Annotated in this window: 7 protein-coding genes; 1 reads left to right on the forward strand and 6 read right to left on the reverse strand. The window is 66.6% G+C overall.

What is annotated here, in order from left to right:
* Positions 1-27 precede the first annotated feature (27 nt).
* Complete coding sequence (locus tag VML93_RS17660) at positions 28-1,248, forward strand: RNA polymerase sigma factor (protein ID WP_325612604.1); 1,221 nt, start codon at positions 28-30, stop codon at positions 1,246-1,248.
* A gap of 12 nt (positions 1,249-1,260) precedes the next feature.
* On the opposite strand, the gene VML93_RS17665 is transcribed toward VML93_RS17660, so the two are convergent.
* The 6 genes from VML93_RS17665 to VML93_RS38625 all read right to left on the reverse strand — a co-directional run.
* The gene (locus VML93_RS17665; RefSeq protein ID WP_325612606.1) at positions 1,261-2,823 is read right to left on the reverse strand and encodes an AMP-binding protein; all 1,563 of its coding nucleotides are present in this window, start codon (positions 2,821-2,823) and stop codon (positions 1,261-1,263) included.
* Entirely contained in the window at positions 2,820-3,710 is an 891-nt protein-coding gene (locus tag VML93_RS17670) for an SDR family NAD(P)-dependent oxidoreductase (RefSeq protein ID WP_325612607.1), read from the reverse strand. Before VML93_RS17670 ends, VML93_RS17665 begins: the two co-directional genes overlap by 4 nt.
* Before the next feature lie 266 nt (positions 3,711-3,976).
* Positions 3,977-4,528, reverse strand: a complete 552-nt coding sequence (locus tag VML93_RS17675; RefSeq protein ID WP_325612609.1) for a carboxymuconolactone decarboxylase family protein — start codon at positions 4,526-4,528, stop codon at positions 3,977-3,979.
* Positions 4,525-5,076 carry a carboxymuconolactone decarboxylase family protein gene (locus VML93_RS17680; RefSeq protein ID WP_325612610.1) on the reverse strand — a complete coding sequence of 184 codons (552 nt, stop codon included), beginning with the start codon at positions 5,074-5,076 and terminating at the stop codon, positions 4,525-4,527. Before VML93_RS17680 ends, VML93_RS17675 begins: the two co-directional genes overlap by 4 nt.
* A 16-nt stretch (positions 5,077-5,092) precedes the next feature.
* Positions 5,093-5,965: a dioxygenase gene (locus VML93_RS17685; protein WP_325612612.1), complete on the reverse strand. Its 873-nt coding sequence runs from the start codon at positions 5,963-5,965 to the stop codon at positions 5,093-5,095.
* 359 nt (positions 5,966-6,324) lie between these two features.
* A partial coding sequence (locus tag VML93_RS38625) for a cupin domain-containing protein (RefSeq protein WP_414686385.1) occupies positions 6,325-6,472 on the reverse strand: 148 nt, incomplete at its 5' end.

Below are 6,472 nucleotides of genomic sequence, written 5' to 3' on the forward strand. Positions count from 1 at the left end.
CGCGCACAGCACACGGCGGCGGCCCGGTTGACTAGTCCCGACCGGGCACTCGCCGCGACGGTCCGGGCGGAGGGGGCACGAATCCTGGCCACCCTCGTCCGGGCCGTCGGGTCCCTGCAGGTCGCGGAGGACGCGGTACAGGAGGCGGCATTGCGCGCGCTACGGGACTGGCCGCGCAACGGTGTGCCCGACGAGCCGCGAGCCTGGTTGACCGTGACCGCGCGGCGGGTCGCCATCGATCTGCTGCGCCGGGAGGGCGCCAGAGCGGACAAGGAGCGTGCCAGCGTGGAGCTTGCGGCGCCGGATCTGCCGCCCGACAGCGTGGTGGCAGACGATCAGCTCCGGCTGATCTTCACCTGCTGTCACCCCTCGCTTGCGCTGGAGGCTCAGGTGACGCTGGCGCTGCGGACGCTGTGCGGGCTGTCGCCGGCACAGATCGCGGCCGTGCTGCTGACCAGTGAGGCGGCGGTTGCCAAGCGGCTGACCAGGACTCGGGCCAAGATCGCCCGCGCCGGCATCCCGTACCGAGTGCCGGCCGACAAAGACTTGCCGGCGCGCCTGAATGCGGTGTGCGCGGTGCTGCACGCGTCTTACACGACCGCCCACAGCGCGGCCGGCGGTGATCAGCTGACCGACGTCGACGGTGCCGTGGAGGCGCTGCGCCTGGCACGGCTGGTGCACGAATTGATGCCCGAGGAACCGGCACCGATGGCGGTGCTGGCGTTGATGCTGCTGACCGAATCCCGGCGCGCGGCGCGGGTGGACAGCGCGGGCGATCCGGTGCCGCTGGCCGAGCAGGACCGGTCCCTGTGGGACGACGGCGCGATCGCAGAGGCGCTTCGGCTGCTCGACGAGTCGCTGCGCCGCACCGGTGCGATCGCCGACCCCTACCAGCTGCAGGCGACGATCGCGGGCGAGCACGCCCGGGCCGCGTCGTACCAGAGCACCGACTGGGCCGAGATCGTCCGGCTCTACGACTTGTTGCTCTCGGTGCAGCCAAGCGCCCCGGCGGCGCTGGCCCGGGCGGTCGCGGTCGCCGAATCCGACGGGGCGGCAGCCGGATTGCGTGCGCTGGACGATCTCGCACCCGATCAGCGCTGGCATGCGGTCCGCGGCGAGCTGTTGGCCCGCGAAGGCAGATACGCCGAGGCGATTGCCGCGACCCGCGAGTCGCTCACCGATTCAGTCAACGCGCCGGAACGGCGACATCGCCAACGACGGATCGCCGAGTGGTCGGCGCGGCAATAGGCGCGAGCAGGGTTAGCCGAGCTCCTTGCGGACCACCTTGCCGGCAGGGTTGCGCGGAATGCTGTCGACGATGTTGATGTCTCTGGGCTGTTCGAACCGAGACACCTTGCCTTTCACGTACTCCCGTAACGCCGCCGGATCGATGTCGGTCCCCGGCCTGGGCACGATGAACGCGGCCAGTCGCCGCCCGAACTTCTCGTCGGGAACACCGATGACGGCGTTCTCGGCGACGTCGGGGTGTCCGGCGAGTGCGTTTTCCAGCGCGCGCGGATAGACGTTCTCGCCTCCCGAGACGATCATGTCGTCCTCGCGCCCGACGATGTACAACCGACCGGAGTTGTCGAGATAACCCATGTCGCCGGTGCTGGTCATCCGGTCGATCACGGCCTTGGCGCCGCCCCCGGTGTAGCCCTCGGCTCCCAGTTCACCGCCCACGAAAATGCGGCCGGTGACTCGCGGTCCGACCGGCCTGCCGGTTCTGTCGAAGATCCGCACCGGACATCCCGCGACCGGCCTCCCGACCGTTTCCGGGGCGTTGCGCACTTCGACCGGCGTGGCCAGCGCACCGATGCCGACCTCGGTGGACCCGTAGGCGTTGTACAGGATGTCGCCGTAGGCATCCATGAAACGTCGCGCCAGGCTGGGATCGAGACGGTCGCCGCTGGAGATCACCACCCGCAGTGACGGCAGCGAGTTCCGCGCCCGCACCCGGTGCGGCAGGTCCAGAATGCGCGCCAACATGATCGGGACCACGCTCATCGCGTCGGCACGCTGTAGCGACGCCTGCGCGAGTGTTGCTTCGGCGTCGAAACGCCGACGGGTCAGCACCGTGCCGCCCAGGCTCACGGTGAGCATCAGCATGCCGAGTCCCAGTCCGTGAAACATGGGGACCGCCACCGCGATTCGCGACCCGACACGCAGCCTGGTGCGCTCGAGAATCGTCACGCCGACGCCCACTCCCGAGCTCATTCGCGGCGCCCGTGGCACTCCCTTGGGTATGCCGGTGGTGCCCGAGGTGAGCAGCACGATGCGGCCCGACTCCGCGACCTTGGGCCGCGCATCGCCCCAGCGGATCTCAACGGCTTCCGGATCGATCACCGTGACCGACTCGTCGGCATCGCGTAGCTGTCGGGTGAATTCGTCGTCCGCGAACAGGGTCTTGATCTGATGCGAATCCAGTGCGCCGGCAAGCGAATTGATGCGGAACTCGGTATTCACCAGCACCACGTCGGCGCCGACCAGCCCGGTTGCGAACACGGCCGCGACGAAGTTGCGTCCGTTGCGGCACATGATTCCTACCGCCTCGCCCGCTCCGACACCGTCGAAGGAGAGCTCGCGGGCCAGCGATTCGGTTTTCGCCTGCAGGTCGCGGTAACTCAGGGCGCCGTCGTCGTCGATGATCGCCGTCCGGTCCGGCCAGCGTGCGGCGGCGATGGCCAGCAGCGTGTAGATATTGGTGCCGCCCCGGTACACCTCTCGGATCAACCGCAACACCGCGACCGGAGCCGGCGGGCTGAGCAGTCCGGAATACACCAGTGCCCGCGCAGCGGTCGCGGCGACGCTGCCGCTCGTCATGCTCGGTCCCCTTTGTTGGCGGAGTCAGCGAAATACCGGCGATGCCACAGCCGGGCCGCGTAATCGGCGGGCCCGGCCAGCAGCACCGAGACCACCTCGGCCGGCCACAGCCAGGGTGGTTCATTGCTGCGGGGCCGCTCGATGATCGCTTTGGCGATCGCGTCGGCGGCCTCGTGCGGATACATGCCGGGAAGCCTGCCCAGCATCGGCGTCGGCTCGATCATCCGGGTGCGGACCAGCGCGAAGTAGACCGACGTGACGTCCACGCCGTCGAAGTGCAGTTCCGGTGCCACGCTGCGCAGCCAGCGATCGAATGCCCCCTTGGACGCCTGGTAGGCCCCCCACTGCGGACCCGGCACGACGCGCGCGGCGACGCTCGATACGTTCACGATGTGGCCGCCGCCGTTCTCCCGCATGGCCGGTAGCAATCCGAGCAGCAGCCAGATCGGTCCCAGGTAGTTGATGTCCATCGTGCGCTGGAAATCGTGCGGCCGGTCGTACTGATGGTGCAGCGAGCGGCGCAACGACTTGCCGGCGTTGCTGACGACGATGTCCAGCGCGCCGTGATCCTCGGTGATCTGCTTCGTCAGCCCGTAGACGGCCGCCTCGTCGGTCAGGTCGGTGGGGTAGGCGATCGCCGTTCCGCCGCCCGCGTTGATCGCCGCCGCGAGGTCTTCGAGCCGTTCCGCCGACCGGGCCACCACCAGCACGGTGGCGCCGGCCGCGGCCAGTTTGCGCGCGGTCGCCTCGCCGATGCCGTAGGACGCCCCGGTGACCAGGACGGTCTTGCCTGAAACGGCGCTGCGCAGCTGGTCCGGATCCGATATCTGCGCCGGGTTGGCAACGCGGTCGATGACTGTCTCGAGGGCCTGCGCTATCACATTCATCTTCACTGTCGCATTTCGAATTGCACACCGAGGTCGGCCGCTGCTCGACCCTGCTCCTCGATTCGTAACCTACAGGTAGCAGACCACAGCGCAATCCGAATCCGGACTTCGGCCCACCGGTGACGTCGACCACAATTGACGCGAACGCATATAACAGCAGGCCGTCGGGTTGTAACGGCACGTTTGCGCACCGCTGATTCGCCCAGACCTCACCCCCCTTGCACCGAGCGTGCACTCACGTTCGACGACGTGGCGGTCGCTACCGGTCAGAATTCCGTAACGGCCGGGACCACGATGCGGGCGGATTCGTCAATGTCGACGTCGAGCGCGTTGAGCACCAGCGCCAAACCCGCCCAGCGGTTGATAAGCATCAGCACTTCAATGGTCCCTTCGGAACCGAGGGCTCGGTGCGCTTCATCCAAGACTGGGGCCGGGACGCCGCGTATGGTCAGCAGCTCCGTCGTCAGGTGAAGGACTACGCGTTCGAGCTCACTGAAATCGCAAGCGGCGGGGCAAAATTCAGAGAGCACGGCGGCGATCTCACCGTCACTCACACCGATACCGCGGGCCACGGCGGTGTGCTGCGCGATCTCGTAAGGGCAGCCCATCAGGAAGCCGGTGCGCAGGATGACCAGTTCGCGAAGCCTCGCGGGCACCACAGGGCTGGTCAAGGCCGCCCGTCCGGCGACCATCCAGCCGGTGAACACGTTCGCGGCGTTGGCCAGGGCCCGGTACACGTTGAGATTGCCTCGGTCCAGGGTCAACTGGCGGGCTTGGCCAGACATCTGTTCGGGGAGGCGGTACGCGATTCGGGTCATGCGCATTCTCCCGTGCTCAGCTGCAGCCGGGCCACGGCGTCGACCTCGAGTTCGACGGCGTTGAGCACCAATGCCAGACCGTAGTAGCAGCTGATGATCATCAGCAGTTCGGTGACCGCCGCGTCGCCGACGGCCGTCTGGGCGGCGGCGAAGGTGCCGTAGGCGAGCCGTCGCGTGGTGCACAGTTCGGTGATCAGGTCGAGCACCGTGCGTTCGTGATGGCTGAAGCCGGCCGCGTCGAGGTCGCCGGCATCGGTGAGGGCATCGATCTGTTGCTGGGTGAGCCCGGCGCAGCGGGCGAGCCACTCGTGTTGGACGAGTTCGTAGGGTGAGCCTTGCAGATGGGCCACCCGCAGGATCACGAGTTCCCGCATCCGCACTGTGAAGGTGGGGCTATCGAGCATCTCGTCGACCATCCGCGTCCACCCGGTGAACATGTGGGGGGCGTTGGCGAGCAGGCGGAATAGATTTAGTTCGCCACGCCGTGCCATGAACTGGCGGATCGCTTCGGGGTTCCGGTCAATACTGGTGAGCGGTATTCGCGACATGATCTGGTCTCCTTGGTTACCGGTGGGCGGCGAGGACGAACGTCCAGTCCAGGGTCACGAAGGGCTCCTCGACGGTCGTTCCGTCCGGGGCGATCCCGGGCTCGTGCCGCACAAAATCGGTCTGCAGGGATTCCACGTCCGCGAAGACCGCGTCGCGCCCTATGTACGGATCGTCTCGGTAGAACAGTTGGGTTATCAGCGGCTGGTAACCCACGGCGTGCAGCCAGAAGTGAACATGCTGGGGCCGCATCACGGAACGGTTTGCGCCACGCATGATTTCCCCGCACGGGCCGTCGGTGGGCACCGGGTAGTAGCGCGGCGTAATGGACCGGTACCAGAATCGGCCGTCGTCGTCGGTGGTCAGTAGTGCCCGCATGGCGAACTCGTCGCGCAGCTGCTCCGCCTGCTGAACGTCGTAGAAGCCATTTCCATCGCTGTGCCAGGTATCCACGTGGGCGCCGGCGATCGGGATGCCGTCTACGTCGACAACCCGGCCGGTGACGAACATCGGTGTGCCCGCTACTCCGCTGGAAATATCGGCGCCATTGTCGGCCGTAGGACGGCCCTCGACATAAAACGGTCCAAGCAGAGCCGAGTCGGTGACCGATGACCCGCTCTCCTGGTTGATCGTGTCCACCAGCATGCTGAATCCCAGGATGTCGGATAGCAACATCACCTCCTGACGGGTTGCGCTGGAGACTTTGCCCACCCGCTCAAGGAAATCCATTGCGGTGAACCATTCGTCGCCGGTCAACCGCACCTCACGGGCGAAATCGTGCAGGTGCTGCACGAGGCAGACAAACAGCTGCCGGAAGCGCTCGTCAGCGGAGGTGTCGAAGGTGCGCTGCACAGCCTCGGTGATGGTTTGTTCGGTCAGGTTGATGGACATTGCTTTGCCTGTCTTCGAGATTGGTCGTTGGGGCTACGGGTTGATGACGACGCGGCCGGCTGTCTGGTCAGCGACGGCCTGATATGCCTGAAGTCCTTCGGCGAGTGAATAACTCGCGGTAACGGGCAGTGGCCGGAACTGCCCAGATTCGAAGTAGCGACTCATCTGTGGCACCGACTGGCCGCAGCGATCCTGCCAGTCAGCGCTGCCAACCGCTTTATCGACTTACGCGCGATCACCCTGCACCCGACCCTGAACTGGACATTGTTTATCGCCTCTGCCCCGGCTCGACACCGCAGCCGGGCCATCTCCACGCTCGCCGAGATGCTGATGACTCATGCCGCCCAGCGGAATTGACGCTAGATTGAAGGGTCGCGTACAACGACGGATAACGCCCGGACAACCTTGTTTGTCGCGTTGCGGTAGTGATGCGGCGTCGCGGGGTCGAAGGCCAGGGAATCGCCTTCCATCAGCTGCAACGTTTCGAATCCGACGACCGCTTCGAGC

The organism is Mycobacterium sp. (assembly GCF_035499775.1).
Classification (GTDB): Bacteria; Actinomycetota; Actinomycetes; order Mycobacteriales; family Mycobacteriaceae; genus Mycobacterium.

What these genes read in the sequence shown, in the direction of transcription:
- VML93_RS17680 (WP_325612610.1), bottom strand. Translation starts at nt 5,076, where the DNA reads ATGTCGCGAATACCGCTCACCAGTATTGACCGGAACCCCGAAGCGATC.
- VML93_RS17665 (WP_325612606.1), bottom strand. Translation starts at nt 2,823, where the DNA reads ATGACGAGCGGCAGCGTCGCCGCGACCGCTGCGCGGGCACTGGTGTAT.
- VML93_RS17670 (WP_325612607.1), bottom strand. Translation starts at nt 3,710, where the DNA reads ATGAATGTGATAGCGCAGGCCCTCGAGACAGTCATCGACCGCGTTGCC.
- VML93_RS17675 (WP_325612609.1), bottom strand. Translation starts at nt 4,528, where the DNA reads ATGACCCGAATCGCGTACCGCCTCCCCGAACAGATGTCTGGCCAAGCC.
- VML93_RS17685 (WP_325612612.1), bottom strand. Translation starts at nt 5,965, where the DNA reads ATGTCCATCAACCTGACCGAACAAACCATCACCGAGGCTGTGCAGCGC.